This is a genomic window from Methanosarcina sp. WWM596 (assembly GCF_000969965.1).
Lineage (GTDB): Archaea > Halobacteriota > Methanosarcinia > Methanosarcinales > Methanosarcinaceae > Methanosarcina.
This window is the reverse complement of sequence record NZ_CP009503.1, coordinates 2323111-2341565: the sequence shown is the minus strand read 5'-3', so window position 1 is coordinate 2341565 and position 18455 is coordinate 2323111. Positions and strand designations below refer to the sequence as shown.

Below are 18455 nucleotides of genomic sequence, written 5' to 3'. Positions count from 1 at the left end.
ATTACTGGATTAATATGAGAATAATCAGGTTTTTACTCTTAAAAACCTCCTATAATTGGTATCTTTTTTAGGATTTATGGTGTTTACAGATAATTGTTAGGTTCCGGTAAATCTCAAGGTTTTTAGCTTAAAGGGGGATTTTAATTCTCCACTATTGTCCGGAGTATAGTAATATTATTACTTGAAACGCAAAAACCTTTTCAGTACAAAATCTTCAAGATATGCATAAAGTATATACTTCAACATTTCTTATTGCAGAAGCATGCAGAAGAAAGATCTGGATTATTTTAGAAGATGGTTTTTCGAGTATGTTAACAGATTCTTTTCTCCCGACTCTTTCACTCAGGAAAATATTGAGCTAAAGATCGAACACACTGGAAGGGTTTGTGAAAATATTCTTTTACTTGCAAAATCTGAGAAGATAGGCGAAAATGAATGCATGCTTGCTGAAACAATAGCCCTTTTTCATGACCTGGGTCGTTTTGAGCAGTTTTTTAAATATAAAACGTTCAAAGACTCAGAATCGGAAAATCATGCGGTTCTGGGTGTGAAAATTCTGAATAAAGAAAGAGTTCTCTCCTGTCTTTCCGAAGAGGAAGAAAACCTCATCCTGAAAACTGTAGAATATCACAACCTGATGGAGATTCCAGGAAATATAGATCTCTTCAGTAAACTTCATTTTTTCATCAGGCTAATAAGGGATGCAGATAAGATTGACATTCTGAGACTTGCCAGTGAAGAGTATGCAGAAGAAGAAAAATGCCGGAATCCGGCGCTTGAACTATATTTGCCAGATACCCATGGGTATTCGGAGCCTATGGTGTCAGAGATCCTGAATAACAGAATGGCAAAAATTGAAGATATGAATAACAGAAACGACGTAAAACTTCTTCGCCTGAGCTGGATTTTTGACATAAATTTTCCTGCAACTTTTACCCTCCTTAAAAAGTACGGATATCTGGAGGCAATCATGTACTCCCTGCCTGAAATAAAAGAAACGGACCTTTTAAGAAGGCATATTGAAAATTATTTAAATGCAATAGAATCAAAACCCAGAAAAATTTGATATCCCATACAGGTATCCCTGTTGAAATATATTATTTAAACATATCCGGGATATCTTGGTTGAAGCAGCATTGGTTGAAGTAGCATTGGTTGAAGTAGCATTGGTTGAAGTAGCATTGGTTGAAGTAGCATTGGTTGAAGTAGCATTGGTTGAAGTAGCATTGGTTAAAGCAGTTCACTCGAGGTATCTTCTGCGATTTTCATTGCCAAGGCTGCGCCGGTAATCTGAACGTATCTGGTTTCTGGACTGTTCTTCAAGCATGAACTCAAGAGAACCCTTTCCAGGTTCTTTCTGTTTACAGGCATCCTCTCCTTCTTTCATATCGAGTGCAACCTTCTTTTTATCAACTCTACAGTTAACTGCCCTGAGTCCGGAAGGCTGGTCAATGAATTTCACCTCTATTCCAGGAAGCCTGCGCAGCCTAGAACACAGGGCCTCCATACCCGGGTTCTCCGTTGCATAATGGGTTGCGTCAATCAGGCAGAGGTCTTCATGTGTTCGGAGAATGTCATGTTTAAGTTCGGATGATATAAATGCATCAACTCCGTTTTCCCTGGCGATTTCAAGATACTCGTTTCGAAAGCAGCTGCCTCCTATAACCATTACCTTACGGATTTCTTCCTTTTCTCCGGCGTACATAACAGGGGTCTGCAGGCGATCCGAAACATGGGCTGCCAGTTCAGCTGAGGAACATGGTTCGATTTCCCCTATCCTGCCAATTTCGGAAGCCCTTATATTTTTGAGCCCCAGACGGGCGGCAAGAACATCATTAATTCCTCCTTCAGCTTTATCGTAATTAGTGTGCATGCTGTACAGAGAGATCCCGTTTTCAAGGGCGATCCTGAGGGAAGCAGCCAGAGACTTTGAAATAATGTTTACCGGATGAAAGATAAGGGTGTGATGGGTAATCAGCATGTCTGCTTTCATTTCTGCGGCTTTTTTAAGAACGTAAGAGTTTGCATCCAGGGCAACTGCTATCCTGCTCACATCATCATCCTCGAGCCCAAGGATCAAACCAATTCTACCTTTATCAAAGTCATCAGCAAGCTCAGGTGGAGCTATTTCTTCAAGAGTTTGCACAATTTCTGTAAGTTTCATAGAAAATCCCTTCGGAAACCGAAAAATTTAATAGTACTGGTTTTCGCCAGTCAGAATTCTAATTGCCAGAATTCAGATTAAGTGTTTATGGCATTTAATCCCAGCCCTGAATTAAATACAAAAAGCAGAAACAAGCTTTTTTGAAATTTTTCAGGTTATTTTTTGAATACCGGAGTTCTCAATAGCTTCTAAATACACTGGAAAATGTGTGAACGGTCTGTAATTATAGTCAATTATTTAAATTCATTGGCTATAGACAGATCACATTGAGCTTTCTAAAGCTTCCAACGAAGTATTTATCTGTTATTATAGTAATTCCAGAACAGGTATTACATTTACTGATATCACTTTATTTAGAAACTAACCAAACAGAGAAGAACATAACATTTCGTAAATGAAGGATGAAAAAATGAGGCAACAGGATGTAATTCTCAGGCAACTGGCACAAAAAGTAACAGATCTTATCGAACCTGTAACTCCCTATCTGGTCATTGGCTCTAAAAAAGCGGCTGAAGAAGCTCGCAAAAAAGCAGGGCCTGAGGTCTGGGCGGTTAAGAAAAAGCTGTGGGAGAAACTGTGCTCGAAAGAACGGCCTGAGTTGAAAGAAGCCGCAGGAGATATGGTTATTGCACCCTCTGATCCGGAAGTAAAACAGATCCTTTTTAGAGAGATCCTGAAATCGTTTGAAAAGGACCCATATCTGGAAAAAGAAATTTCATCTTTTATTGAAACCGAGGCAATAAAGAAGCTGGTAACTGAAGAGCGTCCGGACGGGACTTCCGTACAAAACTCAAATGATAAAGCCAGAGTGTTTGAAGAATTTAACGAGCTACTTGAAAAATTGATAGTAATAAAGAGTTGTGTAAGTTCCATCAGTGCTGGCAGTGCTATCAATGCTGATAGTAATACCCGGAATTCAGAGCCGTCAGAATGTGGTCAGGAAAAAGAAGAAATTCTGGAAAAAGCCCTTGACTTCGCCTGCCAGATTCAATACGGAGACTTAAGGTCTCAGGCCCTTTCCCTGGTTGTGCCGTATCTGGAAGGATCAAAAAAAGGAGAGTATATAAAAAAAGTCCTTTATTCTGCCTCAAATATTCATGATGACGCTGAAAGAGCCAGGGTCTTTGCTTCGCTTGCCCCTCACCTGAAGGGCCCGGGAAAAGGAGAACTCATTGAAGATATCTTTGACTTCTCTCCCCATATTCAATATGATGATGCAAAATTCCAGATCTTTTCCTCGATTGTTCCGCACCTTGGAAACATCGTAAACGAAGTTCTCCTGGTAAAAGCCCTTGAAATGGCAGCTGGAATTCAATCCGAGTTCCTGAGGGTTCAGGCTTTTTCGATGCTTATTCCCTGCCTGAAAGGGCAAAGAAAAAAGGAAATCATAGAAGGGGCCCTTCAGTTAGCTTCCAGCCTTAAAGATAAAAACGTGAGGCCACAAGCCCTTTTATTTATTGTCCCTCATGTGGGGGAAGCAAGAAAAAAAGAGATCCTGGGAAAATCCTTTGAGATTGCGTCCGGGATTAAGTCTGAATATCGACGGTCATAGGCTCTTTCCTTACTTGTTCCTTATCTTGAAGGCCCAGAAAAAGAAGTAGTCATGGGAAAAATCCTTAGCTCAGAGTTTGTAGCAAAATAACTTTCTCAATTCTCAGCAGCAGGATTGAAAAATATCGAGTAACATGTCTGAATTCGGATGCAATAAGAATTGATTTTTTCAAAGTATTTGTTAACTCTGAAAACCGGAGTGAACTACTCCGCCCTGCTTTCTGATTAAAGCGAGGGCGGAGCTTCCTTCGAGTGATTACGTCACCTGGATATTTGCAGTGATTCAAGTATGATTCAAGTATCCATCTGTAATCCTGTTTGTCGAAGATTATCAGAAAATTTCTGATAGCCTGTCCACAAAGCATTCTGTGATAAGAATCGCTTCATGATGTTGATAGCACTATTTCTATCTCTATCAATAACGTTTCCGCAATCACATTTCATAATTCTTTCCCAAAGAGGCATGTCGTGTCTTTTTCCGCAAACACAGCACTCTTTTGAGGTATAAGCTTCATCAATTCTTATTACTCTTTTATTTGTAAGCTCTGCTTTGTAGGTCAAGAATTCGATGAAACGAGAAAGATATCCTTGATTCTGAGTTGATCTATTCTGAGAACGTTTTCTTTTTTCAGTTACTTTCTTTGATTGAGCCATATTTTTTACATTAAGATCACCAACAATTATTGTATTGGCTCTGGTGTTTTCAATCATGGTTTTGGTGTAGAAGTTGACGGCTTTCATCCCCCACCTGTCTCTTTCGTTCCGAGGAAGGGGACTTCCCACTTTAGAGTTAAATTTCATACTTCAGACTAAAAAATTTCATACTTCAGACTAAATCCCATAATTAATAGAGATTAACTATTTATAAATCGGTCATAGTATTACACGAATAATATTAAATTAACATATATTCAATTCCATATATTAATTCCATATACTAATTTAAACTTCTTTATTAATTTATTTTTCATTTAATTGCTTCTGTATATTCAGTCAAATTGAATGGCTGAATTCTCACTTGGGGGGTTGAAGAATGAAAATGAAATCGATAGTTTCTCTGCTATTAATCTGTTTAGTTTTTTCTCTTGGATTAGCTCAAGCACAGAATGAGAAGAATAGTTGTAAATCCATAACGTTTCTTAACGCTACACCTGATTCTTTTGAGTGCATGAAGAATAAGCTTCAGGACTACGGCATCGATGTCCCGCCGGGAAATGAAGGAGAACTTTCAGGAAAAGGGGTTACCGGGAGTTTCGAATGGGATGGAAAATCCATTCTTACCATCACAATTGAGAAAAAACCTTTTGGCGTCAGCTGTGAGATTGTAGATAAGATGCTAATACGATTCGTAGACGAATGTAACGGCGTGTGAGAAAAACGTGAAATGAGGGAGAAGGTTTTCCTGATTTTTCCCGGAAAACGAAACAAAGAAAAAGGAGATTGGGATCAAAAAGTCTCAGGCAAAAGTCTCAGGCTATTCTCTTATCCGTCTCAGGCTATTCTCTTATCCCTTTCTTTACTTTCTCTGCTTTTACTTCTCAAGCAAAACCTCCGCTGTCTCATAACCCCTGCCTTCTCTTCTTGCAATCTCAGCCTTCGTCTCAGCAAGTTCCCTGGAAACAGCCTTTGCAAGAATGGACTGCCTTAGTGTTTCTGTTTTTTCTCTTGCCGCTGCAACTTTTGCTTCAATCGAGTAGGCAAAGGCAAAAAGGGCATCAACACGCCGACTGTTTTTTGCAAATCGGTACATGCTTTACGTTAGCAGTTTCACTTTCTTACGTGCCGACAGGCCCGTCACATTATTCCCTCATTCCACCAGCTCTTGCCCGGAGTCTGGATCCAGTTGGAATCATTCCACCGGCTGCGGCTCGGGAAATGTCCACGTGCCATTCAGGATCTCTTCTCGTGGCTGATATAAGCGCACCACATAGTTCCAACCGTCCATGACATACAGAAAATTTTCCTTTCCATCGTTGCTCGTGCCGAAGTTTACAGTGACAGATCCATCCGTATTCGGCTTGGCTGTCAGGTTGTTTATGCTGTATGAATTGAACTTGTTCTGCTCGAAATAGCCATCTTTGTTGTAGATGCTGATCGACCAGAAACCATCGACAGGGACGTCTCTTACGGTAAGTTGGAATTCACCAGCCTTGTGAAGATCGCCTTTACTACTATGGGAGTGCAGAGGGTCACGAATACCCTGACCTTCAGGTCGGGGATGAAGTGAACCCTCGCTGGCTGTTTTGTATTCGCTTAAACTGTATCAATCATCGTTTTTTTGTAAAATGAGGTTTTTTGACACCATAGCCACAGGTGGTTCCAGCTACCTATGGCTAGGATGTGATAAGCGTTGGAATTGCGCAGTTTTAGCCATGGCTATGGTCAGATTACCTACCACATCGTGTTGGTGCCTAAGTATCGATACAAGATATTCTACAATAAACGAGTTAAAAAGGATTGCGAGTCTATATTCCACAATATTTGCACAGAGAAAGGCTACAAAATCCATGCTCTGGAAGTTGTAGATAATCATGTTCACCTGTTCCTGGAATTCCACCCAAGCACCTCTCTATCAGAGGTGGTTCAATACTTGAAAGGAGGTAGTTCTTACAGATTGTTCAAGCTTCATCCTGAACTGAGAACACGATATTGGGGTGGAAGTCTATGGTCAAGTGGTAAATTCTATCGATCCGTTGGAAATGTAACCGCTGACACAATCAAGCACTACATTAAGGAGTCGCAGGGAAAACCGAAAACAGAGGTTCAATCATATAGATTAAAGTCTAGGCAACGGAAAATTGACGATTTCTAAGTACCAGAATAACCGGGCGGGCGGCCCATCAGCATACCCCATCCTTTAGGTTGGGGTGGCCGCACGCAATTTGATTTATGTAGAAGGCTTCGTAGACAGGCAAGCCGCCCCAACCGAAGGCTGTGCCCAGCAGATGGCGTGTTTCAGTGACTTCTTCTTTCTTGCCGAACATGTGCTTTGCGTCTGGAATGCCCTTGCTCAACTCCAGCAGTGGTTTGTAGGTTGCCTCGTAGCTCTCCTGGTCATAATCCGGATGGCTGTAGGGCGTAGCAGAGTTGGCCTTGATTATCATCTGATCCTGCAAGGCGTTCGCTGCCTTGATATCCTCAGGATCAAAGGGATTCGCCAGGGTGCGCCCAGCGAGGATGACATAAGGCGTGTCAAACTCTTTTATGGTCAACTCGTAGGTTCCACTTTTGTGAAAAATCTTTTTGATGTAGTGGTCCTCGTTGACTACCATTACGGACATATAGCGTTTACCGGAGTCCGGAAGCATGAGGGTAGCGCCTTTACTGATATCGACGATAGCGAAACTGTAAAGGGTATCGCGGTTCATGCGGATGATGTTCTGCTTGTCAAGCGGGGTGGGTTGGCGGTTGTGGCCCCACCTGTTCACACCTCCGGTCATCTTCAGGGTTCGATCGATTTGAGCAGCCGTTTCTGCGCGCACATAGTTGTCGACGTTAACCTTGACTGTTTCCATGGTGTCTTCTCCTTTTACATGTTGTCTCTTCGCTGTTTTGTGTGGATATCTTCATAAAAACCAACGTAGTCTTGAATTGAAAATCATCTTATCCATGAAGAATGACGAAGAGCCCTTATCATAAACCTTCAGCAGGAACCCCCTGAGTCTTTAGCTCAGGGGAGGAATGTGTCAACTTTCCTATCCTACTCTGTTGAATTAGTGTTGTTGTCCTTGCCAAAATTCCAGCCGGATTTCCGGATTTGGGATTTTAGAATCCTGATTTCAGTTGCATATTTTGTTGCTCTCTTCCGAGGGTGATTCGTGGTGCCAATCACCCTGGAGAGATCTTCGATCTCAACTACTTGACCAGCTCCACATCCTGCAGCTTGAAGGTCTTGTTGTAGAAAGCGTCCTCCGGACCATAGAAGCGAACATGAGGTAAGGGATCTTTGGGGATCCAGTTGTTTTCATATCTCTTCGGCGTTTTCAGATCGACATAGAGGGTGAAGCTACTGTCTGCTTTTTTGTTGACAGGCACATCTTTCAAAACTGTCAGTGAATAGGCCTTCCATGCCCCCCAACAGATAGTCTCCCTGGTTTTTGCGCCCGGATTGAACTATTTGCCCGATGGATGCGGGCAGTCTCAAGATATAATTCCCCATTAATTCCCCATTCGTTTAGAGGTCTGAACACGTAGTCCAGACATTACTATTTATCAAATCCATTTAATAAAAAGAACGTAATAATATATATCTTGAATACATGTTTACTTTCTGTGAATGTTGTTTTTGCTTTGAAAGCCGTGTCTTCTTTTGAATAAAATGGAAATTTAAAAAGTGCGTTTCGTGTTGTAATGAGAATTTTTACATAAGGGTACTCTTTTAATCAATAGTATTTTTAATACATCATCACCTTTAATATATTGTCAGTTTGTAGTAAAGTATCATCATTCAAGATTAGTTATCTTCAGCTTAATAATGCAGGGAGTGTTTATACATGAAAGAATCTGTTCGAAAACTTGGGCTCATAGGGGCCGGCCTGTGGGCAATGACCGAAGAAAGAGTAAATGAGATCGTAAAAGACCTGGTCGACACGGGAGATATCAGCAGGGAAGAAGGCAAAAAAGTTGTTCAGGACCTGGTTGAAGAAAGCAGGAAACAGAGGGTAGACCTCGAAAAGAAAATATCTGACAAGATTCAGGATGCCACCTCAAAGGCAGATTTCTTTACCAGAAAAGATATGCATGAGCTCGAATCAAGGTTAGAGATTCTGGAGGATGAAATTCAGAAAATGAAAAATAAAGAAAAGATGTTCTTCAAATGAGAGCATTTTTTTCTGGTTAATATTCACTGTATTTTTTCCTGCTTTTAATTGAAGTTGGACCACGGAAAACACGGAGTAAAGTTTATGTGGGCACAGACTTTCCGTGCTTTCAGTGTTTTTACTTTGGACTTACAATTCTTCTATTTCTATTTCTATTTCTTCCTCAAGGCTTGCATTTGCGAGCATGCTATCGAGTTCAGCCATATCAGTGTCAAGTTTCTGAATGTTAGCCGGAGTGAGTGCCATATCTGAATTATCTGTATTCCCCGCCTCGGCAAAGTTTTGAGTAACTTCTTCATTTTTCACATCAGAGGAATCATTTCCGACGCAACCGGACCCTGCAATCCAGATAATTAAAAATGACAGTACGAGCAGGTGAGCGAATTTGACCATTTTCAACCTCCTTAATTCCCAATCTATCCTCAGAGAAGTTTTCGATTCCGTTCTTAAGCTACTATTTGCTACTCCTTTTTGTCCCGTTTACAGGAGTGTCATTTATACAGATTAATTATTATTAGTATTGTTTATACTTATGGTATTATTATGTTCGGTTTCGGTGCTATTTTTGACTCCAGTTTCGTTAACTTCTTCGAGATTATACTCCTTCAGGTCGTCGAAAATTACTCTGAGTATCTGGTTTGCCCTGTTGACATTATTGAGAGATTCACGCAGGTAATTGTTTGCCACTCCAAGGTTTTCCCGGGTAGCGTTTTTGTCTTCATAAATAGAATCTGCAGCTTCTTTTTTCTCCTGAGCAGCTTTTAAATATAATTTATAACTGGTAAGTCTTGTCTCAAGATCAGCTGTATTAACCCCGGTCTCATTCAGGTTTTCAATCTCAGTCTCGAGTTTTTCGGAGAGGTCCCTGGATTTGTCAAGGAATTCTCCAATTCTCCCGCTAACTGTCTGCCCTGCGCCTGTCAGGCTGGCCTTCTGCGAATTATTCCATATTCCACGCACAGATTGGGCCTTAACTACAAATTCCTGCTGACTGGAAGTGTTTCCAAGTTCTGCCTGTTCAGCCTCAAGCAGTTTTATGTTCTCGTCTATGGCAATGATTCTTTCTTCTGTTCCATTGCCATTTGAGTGCTGAATATTTGTTTTAACGTTTTCCAGGTAGACTATCATATAACTAATACTTGAGTTAAGGTAGAGTCTTGTGGCATTTACGGCTTCTTCAGAATTGGGATTAAGCTTTCCTGTTCGGATTTGATTTCTTATCTCAAGAAAATCTTCTTTTGCTTCCCGGTATTCATCCTTCTGTAGTTGAAGCTCTTCTTGTATCTGTATTCTTTCAAGTTTATACGAAGAAATCCTGTCTTTAACCTGTGTTTGGACTTTTTCCTGGTCCAGCTCCTTTTCAGGATAGGAGTTATCAGTGCCACTAACATCATCTGGATTGTTTTTTTCGTTATTTCCTAAACTTGTTTCTGGACCTGTAGTACTCTCGCCTGTATACTGGATCCCACTTCCATGCTCTGATGAGTCCTTAGCAGCAAGTGATCCTCCAGGCAGTACATAGAATAATATTAATATAAATGTAACATAAGCCAGATATTGAAGAATTCTTGATTTTTTCATCTGACTGCCTCCTTTGGCAAGTTAAGATACTGTCATATTGAGATAGGGACATATAAGTATACTTTTCGGAATAAGACTGATTAATGATAATATCTGGGCTTCCAAGCTTGATAGGATCTTTGTTTTCTTGATAAAACTTTAATTTGCCTTCAGTATTTCTGAACTTATGGGAAGGAAAAGTAAAAGATTTATGCTAAAAAACCATTTAAGGCTTCGTGAATTTTAGAAAGCTCTGCAAGATCGCCTGTGTATTCATTTTCCTAATGTGTGTTCAGGGGAACGCACTTGCGGTGACTATTCACGGAACCGTGTATGAGTGGTACAGCTTCAAACCCCTGGAAAACTCAATAGTTGAGATCAACTCTACCCCAGAGCAGTCCTTTGTTGCAACAGATGCTAAATATTCTTTTAATCTTACTCCGGGAACATACCTGATAACTGCCAATTATTTTGAAGAAGATACTATAGTTTATACGGCTAAAGAAGAGTTTATAGTTTCCGACACCGATGAAGGGGAATACGTCCGCGACCTTCTGCTTTTCCCTGCTTATCAGGAAGATCTTCTTAACCAGGGAGAGGATTTTGAAAATGTTGACCTGAATTTTGAGCAAGTAGCTCCCCAATTTCAAACAGAGCACCAATCTCAAGCAAGCTCACAAAATACTGTTTTAGCTTTTGCTTTACTTTCACTCTGTATCCTGCTAATAGCTGGTTATTTCTTAAAAAAGGGAAAACGAAAACCACCTGAAAAGGCAGCCGGTTCCCAGGGTAAAACAGAAACTATAAACGAATCAGAACCTGAAAATTTCACAATAGCGGTAGAAACCCCAGGAAGCGCAGAACCCGGAAAAGCCGGTTCTATTGAAGCTTCAGAGACCGACTATGAGCATCCTGCATCTCTTAAAGTTGAAGAACAGACCGGAAACATATCTGAGACAGAGATTCCTGTGCAGCAAAATGTAAAGCTGCCGGAAGATTCAACGGTATCTATTAATCCCTTGTCTGAAGATATTAATCCCTTGTCTGAAGATATTAATCCCTTGTCTGAAGATATTAATCCCTCGGAAGAGGAATTTGAATTTGACTCGTTGAGTCCCAACGATCTGGAAAGCCCTGAAACAAATCTCCCCGATGATCTGAAAGAGATTCTAAATCTGATCCGAGGTAATGGAAATCGAATTACTCAGAGAGAACTCCGTAAAAAGTCCCCGTATTCGGAATCCAAAGTAAGCCTTATGCTTTCGGATCTTGAAGAACGCGGATTGGTTGAAAAATTCAAAAGGGGTAGAGGAAACATAATCCGAATTCCCGATGGAGAGGTTATCAAACAGGCTGGGTCCCAGAGCAAGAAGGAGCAAGGAGAAAATAGCACTTTGTAAAAAAATAATATTTTACTTTACGTCTTTTGAAAACACGTAAATAGCAACACCGTAAATAGCAAACTATATAATGGAATTCATCTACTAAGCAGCAGGAAAGATTAATAAAGGTTTGAAAGATCTGGGACATAATATTTCTTGATACCCTTTTTGCTTCTTTTATATATGATTACCTTCTATATTCCAGAGAATGCCATGAATGTAAACTGTATTATTATGGTAAAAATCAGGGTAAATATCTCTAAGGTATGGCTGACGGAGATTTTGTGTCAGGATTAAGATCTTAATCAAAATAAAGAATTACAGGACAGAAGTAACAACTTGAATAATAAAATCATAACAGGAATTAAATTTATAATACAGGATTCACCAGCAGACAAGTTAGTAATAAAGTTATGAAATAAAGTTATGAAATCAGCTTTAAACAGTATAAATTGGATCTGTGTCAATTGGATCTGTGTCAATTGGATCTGTGTCAATTGGATCTGTGTCCATACGTTGATATCTAATTATAACCTTGAAAGTAAGCTGACTGAACAAGATTACTAAATATTAAATTTGATACATTTATTAAATTAATACATTGATACATTTATTAAATTGATACATTATTACTTAGACTTTATATTGGATTATTATAAATTGCATGAGGGACAGTATGCGAGTTTCCATGGACATTGAATTAAAAGATGTGCCCGGGCAGATGCTTTTAGCCCTCCAGCCTCTTTCGGAATTCAAGGCTAACCTGATAACTGTTTTACACCACCACCAGAAGCGGACCCCCAGAAAAACAGTGCCTGTACAGCTTGTACTTGAGATTAAGCCTGAAAATATCGGAGCAATAAAAGCAAAACTTGAGGAAAACGGGATAAAAGTTGTAAGGGTTGGAGAACACCGTTTCAGAGAAAGCATAAATGTAGTCCTTATAGGGCATGTGGTTCATACAGGGATCCAGGATACGATTGATGAGATTGATAAGACCGGGTTTGCGGAAGTAGTTGACCTCTCGCTAACCATGCCAGGTATTAATCTGCTTTCTTCAGCTCTGATCAGGATCGATGCTGTGGGTAAAGAGGATCTGCAAAAGGCACTTGACATCCTTAAAAAAGTCTCGGTAAGAAAAGACCTGCTTATGGTTCTTCCAATAGACATCCATGCCTGAAAAAACTTAGGAGATTTGAAAACATGAAAACAGTGCGCTGCTCTATTCTAGGATTTGGTGCAATTGGACAGGGTGTAGCCGAGGTACTCCTTATGAAAAAAGAGTACCTGGAAAGTATAGGGCTGGAAGTTCTGGTGGTTGCAGTTGTTGATTCTAAAGGGGCTACTGTTAACCCTGAAGGAGTGGATCTGGCCGACTGCCTTGCCCGCAAGAGAACGATGGGCACGGTTGCTATAGAAAAGCTCACCGGCGTTGAGGTTATAAAGTCCGTAGACCATGAGCTGGTAATAGAAACAACCCCTACAAATATAGTCACTGGTGGAGCAGGTCTTCAGAACATGCTTACAGCCTTTGAGATCGGTAAAGATGTTATTACCTCCAATAAAGGACCTCTTACCCTGAAGTACACAGAACTGATGGAGGCTGCAAAAGCATCTGGGTCAAACTTCAGGTTCGAAGCCACAGTCGGCGGCTCTATGCCAATTATTAACCTGGCAAATGAAGTCCTTGCAGGAAATAGGCTCAGAAGCATCAAAGGAATTCTTAACGGGACATGTAACTATATCCTCACCAGAATGCTCGAGGAAAGGGCAACTTATAAGGACATTCTTGCCGAGTCCATGGAACTCGGAATTGCCGAAACCGACCCGAAATATGATGTAGAAGGAATTGATACAGCCTGCAAACTGGTAATTCTTGCCAATGCAATTTTCGGACTTGATGCAACATATAAGGACGCCGAGGTTACAGGAATCACGAAGATAACGCCTGAAGCCTTGGAAATGGCTTATGAAAAAGGGCATGTGATCAAGCTTATAGGAGAAGTCAGCAGGGAAAGAATACATGTTGCTCCAAGGCTTGTGCCTATCAACCATCCCCTCGCTGTAAGAGGCACCCTTAATGTAGCTTCTATAAACACTGAGCTTGCAGGAGAAATTACGGTTACAGGCAAAGGTGCAGGCCCGATCGAAACAGCAAGCGCAGTTCTCAGCGACCTGGTTGCAATTTACGGAAATCAGTAATTACTGAAAATATCGGTCTTCAGAGACTACTGAAAATATCGGTTTTCAGAGACCAGAATCTGAAAAAAATATAAAACGAAAAAGCTGCGTGGACCATGACAAGCTTCAGGGAATTTGCAGAAACCTGCCAGGCGATTGAAAAGATATCGAGCACTATAGAAACTACAAATAAGGTTGCTGACCTTCTCAAAAAGGTTGATGTCGAAGAGCTTCCTCTTGCAACTCACTTTATCATGAGTGAGGTTTTTCCTGCCTGGAGTGGAGAGCAGCTCGGGATTGGGACAAGTTTGCTTTATGTTTCCCTTTCCAAAGCCTCAGGCATGTCTATACAAAGTATAGAATCTCTTATACGGACCACTGGAGACATCGGGGATACAGCACTCCTTATTTTAAAGGAAAAAAGAAAAAATCAGGTGACATTTTCTTCTTTCCTCGAAGAGCAGCCAGAGCTTTCAATAACTGAGGTTTACCAGCGTTTCAAGACGGCTTCAGAAGCTTCGGGAAAAGGATCACAGGAAGTTAAGGTCAGAAACCTTCAGTTTCTATTTACTTCATCAACCCCGAGGGAGGCAAAATACATTTCCAGGCTTGCTCTTGAAGAACTCCGCATAGGCGTAGGAGAGGGAGTTGTCAGGGATGCCATTGCTAAAGCTTTTTCCGTCCCTGCAGAGGTGGTGGAACATTCCTTCATGGTTACAAATGATCTCGGGATAGTGGCGGCAGCTGCCAAGAAAGGCGGGATAGAATCCCTCAAGAGTCTCGGGATAGAAATTAACCGCCCCATAAAAATGATGCTTTCGCAGATCAGCCCTGATATAGATGCCGATATCAGGGATATGAAAGAAGCTGCAATTGAGTGGAAATTCGACGGGGCAAGAGTCCAGATCCACAAGAGCGGAAATTCTGTCACTCTTTTTTCACGCAAGCTTGAAAACGTCACAAATTCCCTCCCTGACCTTGTCGAAATAGTCCGGAAACATGTAAAGGCTGAGTCCGCAATCCTTGACGGAGAAGCCGTTGCAGTAGACGAAAATGGAAGGCCAAAAGCCTTTCAGGAGATCCTTAAGCGTTTCCGGCGCAAGTACGATGTTGAAGAAAAAATGCTCGGAATTCCTATCCAGCTCAACCTCTTTGACATCATGTACCTGAACGGCAAAACCCTGATTGATTTTCCTCTTGTTGAGCGGCGAAAAGCGCTTGAGTCCTGTGTGGAGAGCTCAGTTGAGAACTCAAAATCCATTTGCGTGGACGAGCAGGTGATAACCGGAGACCTCGAGGTTGTGGAGAAGATCTACAGGGAAGCCTTAAGAGCCGGGCACGAAGGCGTCATGGTCAAAAATCCTAACTCGTTATATTCCCCCGGCAAGCGGGGTAAAAACTGGCTGAAGAAAAAACCCCTTATGGAAACCCTTGACCTTGTGGTCGTGGGGGCAGAATGGGGTTTTGGGCGCAGGGCAAACCTGATAGGCTCGTATTCAGTTGCCTGCTATGACCCCGAAACCTCTCGCTTCATGCAGGTCGGCAAGGTTGGTACAGGGCTTACTGATGAGCAGTTAAAAGAACTCACAGAGATGCTCTCCGGGTTAATGGAAGGAGGGGAAACCGGAGGAGTATTTGCCATAAGACCGAAAGTTGTTCTGGAAATTGCCTTTGAGGAAATCCAGAAAAGCCCCAACTACGACTCAGGCTTTGCACTGCGTTTTCCCCGCTTCATCCGCATCCGGGACGATAAAGACCCCGAAGAAGCAGATACAATCCAGCGAATCAGGCGCGTCTACAGCCAGCAGCTGAAAAGGCTTTAAAAGGCTTATCTCTACCATAAAGGTTTATTCAGAAAGCCATGCTTCCGCTAAATGTTTAAAGATGAGTTCGAGGAGCAAAAATTGCTGAGTTAAAAAACTGATAAAAAGGGTAAAAAAAGTAAAAATGATGTACCTGTTTAAGGATGGATTAAATATACTTGAACAGGTCGTCTCTTTTCATTTCGTGCAGCCTATCCCGGAGAAGTCCCTTTAAGGCCTTCAAATCATCTTTTTTTGCACTTATTGGAGCAATGATATGCTTCCAGTTCTGCCATGGAGGCTCAAGTCCGAGGCGAACTGAAACCTCGTCAAGGAGAGGGGCATACTCGGCTGCTTTTACTTTGTCCATCTTGTTTGCAGCAACGATTGTGTCAATACCGATTTCCCTCATGAAATCAAACATTTCAACGTCTATAGGAATTTGATTCCTTGAATCCCAGCGGTCGACTACTTCAGGGAAAGTCGGGGCGTCTATTACAAGGACCCCGAGTTTGATCCGTTCTGCATTCTTTTCGAGATAGCGTACTGTCTGGTCTTTTACAATATCCTGCTTCCGGTCTTTCACTCCGCTCATGAAGCCGAAGCCTGGCATATCCGTGACAAGAAGGTCCGATTCCTGGGCGTGTCTGGGACGCAGGGTAACACCCGGGCGTCTTCCAACCCTTACTTTTGCCCCGAAGAGTTCCCTGAGAAGAGAGGACTTGCCCACGTTTGAGCGCCCTACAAAGATAATCTCAATATTTATGCCGCATTCAGCTGCAGTCTTGCTGGTTTCCATTTTATTTTACCTCACTTGCTTCCCCGAGTCTGGCATCAAAAGCCCGGAGGAAACCCGCCAGCGAATCTTCGGGGATACGCGCTCCTGCTGCAACAGGGTGCCCGCCGCCGCTTCCTCCAAACTTAGGTGCAATCGAGCGCAGGATACGATTTATATCCACCTTTCCACGGGAACGTATGCTAAGATCGTATACGCCTTTTCTCTCACGGTACTCGGCTGCAATTCCCACATCTCTATGTCCGTAGGAAGCTGCATAGATCGCTGCTTTTGAAATGGAGTTATTCGTATTTACAATATACGCGCTGTTTTTCAGGACTTCCACATGTTCTTTCACAAAAAGCCGGATTTTCTCTTCATTAATTGCAGCTTCCCTGGCAAGCTCGAGTAGACCAGGGATATTTGAAGGAATAACATCATTTGATAGGGGTTCAAGCAGGGTTCTTTTAAAATCGTATTCTTTTCCTTTCTGGAGTATTGCCTGGATCAGGGTTCCAGCCTGGAAATAGAGGCTTCTTTTGTCCCAGTCTCTGACCCAGCTCTTTACACAGGGTGTATTGTCACAGAAATCACCTATAGCCCCGTAGATTGCTACCCTCCGCATTTCCTGGTTCAGGAGATTTTCAAAGACCCTGTAGGTCAGCTCGGAGGCACATACACTCGTATCGTGATAAAACCAGGCTTCTTTTTTCCACTTTTCCGGAAGAGGATGGTGGTCTATGTAATAGAGGTTACATTCCTCCGCGAATTTCTCAAGTGTTGAGTGGAGTTCAGAGTAGTGCCTTTCCTCGATTGCCATATCGCAGATTATAATATTCTCAACTTCCTCAATGAAATCTAACTTATCGAGAAGGCTGACCGGACTTGTAAAGTAAACATATGCTTCCGGGTAGGCACTTTTTGCAATTGCTCCCGAACATATCCCATCAGAGTCTCCATGGGTCAGGATCAGGGTTTTTGCTTTAAGGTGGTTCTGGAGTTCTTTCATAAATCCTCAGCAGGAAACCCGTTAAATCTTTGGATTTAGCGGGTAGTTGACGTTTTGATTTCATTCTTTTCCGTTTAAAGGTATCCTTTCATTTTGATCTTTTTGAAAGGTACCCGATTTTCTCATTTCGTTCCAGGGTTTTATAGAAGTTCTGTGTTCTAATTGTTAATTTTATCTTTTTTTAAAATTCTCGGCTATTTTTACCTGCTCAGTTTGTAGGGGTTGTATTTTTATTCTCAGTTTGTAGGGGTTGTATTTTTATTATAACTTTATAATATATTTTGTTTTATTTTTGGGTTACATATCTCTCTTTTTTTAACAAAAGCCTGAAAACTCCCTAGAAATTTCCACAAATATAGGAAGACTAATATCAGAGTATTCCTATATAAATAATAAATTCTCAAAACCAGTATTTTTTACAGGATTTGATAACGGGGTTTAAACATGTTCTCAGTGAACCAACAAAAAGCTATTGAACTTGGAGAATCTGGAGAAAAGGCATTAAGGGAACAGAACGAATACGATGCGCTCCAATATATTGAATACCTCCGAGAACTCGGGGAAGAACTTCTCAACATAGAGTTGCCTGATTCAAATTTTGAGGCAGATTTAAAGAGGGTTGCGATTTCCCTCCGGAATATCGGCAATAAAGCTGTTCAGAAACGGATTGAAAGTGTTGCATCCAATGCAGTAGATGTTATTGGCACTCTTGTGGAACCTTCCATAGAAAAGGATTTCTCTAACGCCCTCTGGTCTTTCTCAAAGGCTGTGCAGGAAATCGGAAAAGGAGCCGCTCAGGCGGAGATGCTTGAAACTTCAGGAAGTGCTGTTAAGACCCTTGAAATGATTGGGAAAGGTGCCGTTGCAAAAAAGATGGAGGTTGTAACTCTCTGGACAACCATGTCTCTGGAAGAAATTGGCTACCTTGCAGACAAAAAACAACTCCAAGATCTGAGCAATGCAGCAAAAACTGCCAGGGAGGGAATTATAAAAGCTTCTGAAGATAATGGGTTCGTTACCAGGGAGCAGGTTGTAATGTACCCTAAACTTATTTCCCAGACACTAAGCGAATTTTCAGACATGCAGAATCTTCAGCCAGCAGGCTATGAGGACAACAGGCCCAATGAGGAATTCACAGAAGAGGAATTCTTCGAAGAAGAGGCTGAAGAAGAGCCTGAAACCGGGACTTCAGAAAAAGAAAAATAATAATC

At 41.6% G+C, this 18455-nt stretch carries 20 protein-coding genes and 1 pseudogene; 10 read left to right on the top strand and 11 right to left on the bottom strand.

Annotation, left to right across the window (positions count from 1 at the left end; genetic code table 11):
• The first annotated feature begins 262 nt into the window (after window positions 1-262).
• A complete protein-coding gene (locus MSWHS_RS10205) occupies window positions 263-1066 on the top strand; it encodes an HD domain-containing protein (RefSeq protein WP_048127491.1) in 804 nt (267 codons plus the stop codon).
• 31 nt (window positions 1067-1097) lie between these two features.
• Here MSWHS_RS10205 and MSWHS_RS22340 read toward each other — a convergent pair whose 3' ends face one another.
• Together MSWHS_RS22340 and MSWHS_RS10200 are read right to left on the bottom strand one after the other, a co-directional pair.
• Window positions 1098-1244, bottom strand: coding sequence for a pentapeptide repeat-containing protein (locus MSWHS_RS22340; RefSeq protein ID WP_197073898.1), 147 nt, complete (start codon window positions 1242-1244; stop codon window positions 1098-1100).
• Window positions 1241-2164 carry a Nif3-like dinuclear metal center hexameric protein gene (locus MSWHS_RS10200; protein WP_048127493.1) on the bottom strand — a complete coding sequence of 308 codons (924 nt, stop codon included), beginning with the start codon at window positions 2162-2164 and terminating at the stop codon, window positions 1241-1243. The genes MSWHS_RS22340 and MSWHS_RS10200 overlap by 4 nt, the downstream gene beginning before the upstream one ends.
• Window positions 2165-2558: 394 nt before the next feature.
• Between MSWHS_RS10200 and MSWHS_RS10195 the strand changes: the two genes are divergently transcribed.
• Window positions 2559-3716 carry a hypothetical protein gene (locus MSWHS_RS10195; protein ID WP_231585385.1) on the top strand — a complete coding sequence of 386 codons (1158 nt, stop codon included), beginning with the start codon at window positions 2559-2561 and terminating at the stop codon, window positions 3714-3716.
• Window positions 3717-4009: 293 nt separating this feature from the next.
• Here the strand turns inward: MSWHS_RS10195 and MSWHS_RS10190 are convergent, their stop codons facing one another.
• Window positions 4010-4456, bottom strand: a complete 447-nt coding sequence (locus MSWHS_RS10190; RefSeq protein ID WP_231585384.1) for an RNA-guided endonuclease TnpB family protein — start codon at window positions 4454-4456, stop codon at window positions 4010-4012.
• Window positions 4457-4748: 292 nt separating this feature from the next.
• Here MSWHS_RS10190 and MSWHS_RS19345 point away from each other — a divergent pair, with 292 nt between their 5' ends.
• On the top strand, window positions 4749-5087 hold the full coding sequence (locus tag MSWHS_RS19345; RefSeq protein ID WP_048159012.1) for a hypothetical protein: 339 nt from the start codon (window positions 4749-4751) through the stop codon (window positions 5085-5087).
• A 159-nt stretch (window positions 5088-5246) separates the two neighbouring features.
• Here MSWHS_RS19345 and MSWHS_RS10180 read toward each other — a convergent pair whose 3' ends face one another.
• The 3 genes and pseudogenes from MSWHS_RS10180 to MSWHS_RS22335 all read right to left on the bottom strand — a co-directional run.
• Window positions 5247-5465 carry a hypothetical protein gene (locus tag MSWHS_RS10180; RefSeq protein WP_048127499.1) on the bottom strand — a complete coding sequence of 73 codons (219 nt, stop codon included), beginning with the start codon at window positions 5463-5465 and terminating at the stop codon, window positions 5247-5249.
• 49 nt (window positions 5466-5514) lie between these two features.
• The gene (locus MSWHS_RS21580; RefSeq protein ID WP_231585383.1) at window positions 5515-5652 is read right to left on the bottom strand and encodes a hypothetical protein; all 138 of its coding nucleotides are present in this window, start codon (window positions 5650-5652) and stop codon (window positions 5515-5517) included.
• Window positions 5653-5678: 26 nt separating this feature from the next.
• Window positions 5679-5900 (bottom strand): annotated as a pseudogene (locus tag MSWHS_RS22335) (DUF1214 domain-containing protein); the annotation flags it as partial.
• 165 nt (window positions 5901-6065) lie between these two features.
• Here MSWHS_RS22335 and tnpA point away from each other — a divergent pair.
• Window positions 6066-6527 (top strand): IS200/IS605 family transposase, encoded by a 462-nt coding sequence (gene tnpA / locus MSWHS_RS19335; protein WP_082088120.1) that lies wholly within the window; start codon window positions 6066-6068, stop codon window positions 6525-6527.
• A 28-nt stretch (window positions 6528-6555) separates the two neighbouring features.
• Here tnpA and MSWHS_RS22330 read toward each other — a convergent pair whose 3' ends face one another.
• Window positions 6556-7083 (bottom strand): hypothetical protein, encoded by a 528-nt coding sequence (locus MSWHS_RS22330; protein WP_369798984.1) that lies wholly within the window; start codon window positions 7081-7083, stop codon window positions 6556-6558.
• Between the two features lie 1125 nt (window positions 7084-8208).
• Between MSWHS_RS22330 and MSWHS_RS10160 the strand changes: the two genes are divergently transcribed.
• On the top strand, window positions 8209-8535 hold the full coding sequence (locus MSWHS_RS10160; protein ID WP_048127505.1) for a phasin family protein: 327 nt from the start codon (window positions 8209-8211) through the stop codon (window positions 8533-8535).
• Window positions 8536-8664: 129 nt separating this feature from the next.
• On the opposite strand, the gene MSWHS_RS10155 is transcribed toward MSWHS_RS10160, so the two are convergent.
• Together MSWHS_RS10155 and MSWHS_RS10150 are read right to left on the bottom strand one after the other, a co-directional pair.
• Complete coding sequence (locus MSWHS_RS10155; protein WP_048127508.1) at window positions 8665-8928, bottom strand: hypothetical protein; 264 nt, start codon at window positions 8926-8928, stop codon at window positions 8665-8667.
• Window positions 8929-9039: 111 nt separating this feature from the next.
• Window positions 9040-10116 (bottom strand): hypothetical protein, encoded by a 1077-nt coding sequence (locus MSWHS_RS10150; RefSeq protein WP_052722689.1) that lies wholly within the window; start codon window positions 10114-10116, stop codon window positions 9040-9042.
• A gap of 263 nt (window positions 10117-10379) precedes the next feature.
• Between MSWHS_RS10150 and MSWHS_RS10145 the strand changes: the two genes are divergently transcribed.
• The 4 genes from MSWHS_RS10145 (at window position 10380) to MSWHS_RS10130 (ending at window position 15481) form a co-directional block, all read left to right on the top strand.
• Window positions 10380-11495 (top strand): winged helix-turn-helix transcriptional regulator, encoded by a 1116-nt coding sequence (locus MSWHS_RS10145; RefSeq protein WP_231585381.1) that lies wholly within the window; start codon window positions 10380-10382, stop codon window positions 11493-11495.
• 658 nt (window positions 11496-12153) lie between these two features.
• Complete coding sequence (locus MSWHS_RS10140) at window positions 12154-12657, top strand: amino acid-binding protein (RefSeq protein WP_048127512.1); 504 nt, start codon at window positions 12154-12156, stop codon at window positions 12655-12657.
• 23 nt (window positions 12658-12680) lie between these two features.
• The gene (locus tag MSWHS_RS10135; RefSeq protein WP_048127515.1) at window positions 12681-13679 is read left to right on the top strand and encodes a homoserine dehydrogenase; all 999 of its coding nucleotides are present in this window, start codon (window positions 12681-12683) and stop codon (window positions 13677-13679) included.
• A 95-nt stretch (window positions 13680-13774) separates the two neighbouring features.
• Complete coding sequence (locus tag MSWHS_RS10130) at window positions 13775-15481, top strand: ATP-dependent DNA ligase (protein WP_048127517.1); 1707 nt, start codon at window positions 13775-13777, stop codon at window positions 15479-15481.
• 148 nt (window positions 15482-15629) lie between these two features.
• Here the strand turns inward: MSWHS_RS10130 and engB are convergent, their stop codons facing one another.
• Complete coding sequence (engB, locus tag MSWHS_RS10125; protein WP_048127519.1) at window positions 15630-16259, bottom strand: GTP-binding protein EngB; 630 nt, start codon at window positions 16257-16259, stop codon at window positions 15630-15632.
• A 1-nt stretch (window position 16260) separates the two neighbouring features.
• Window positions 16261-17244: a DHH family phosphoesterase gene (locus tag MSWHS_RS10120; RefSeq protein ID WP_048127521.1), complete on the bottom strand. Its 984-nt coding sequence runs from the start codon at window positions 17242-17244 to the stop codon at window positions 16261-16263.
• Window positions 17245-17688: 444 nt separating this feature from the next.
• Between MSWHS_RS10120 and MSWHS_RS10115 the strand changes: the two genes are divergently transcribed.
• Window positions 17689-18450 (top strand): hypothetical protein, encoded by a 762-nt coding sequence (locus tag MSWHS_RS10115; protein WP_048127523.1) that lies wholly within the window; start codon window positions 17689-17691, stop codon window positions 18448-18450.
• The last annotated feature ends 5 nt before the right edge of the window (window positions 18451-18455 follow it).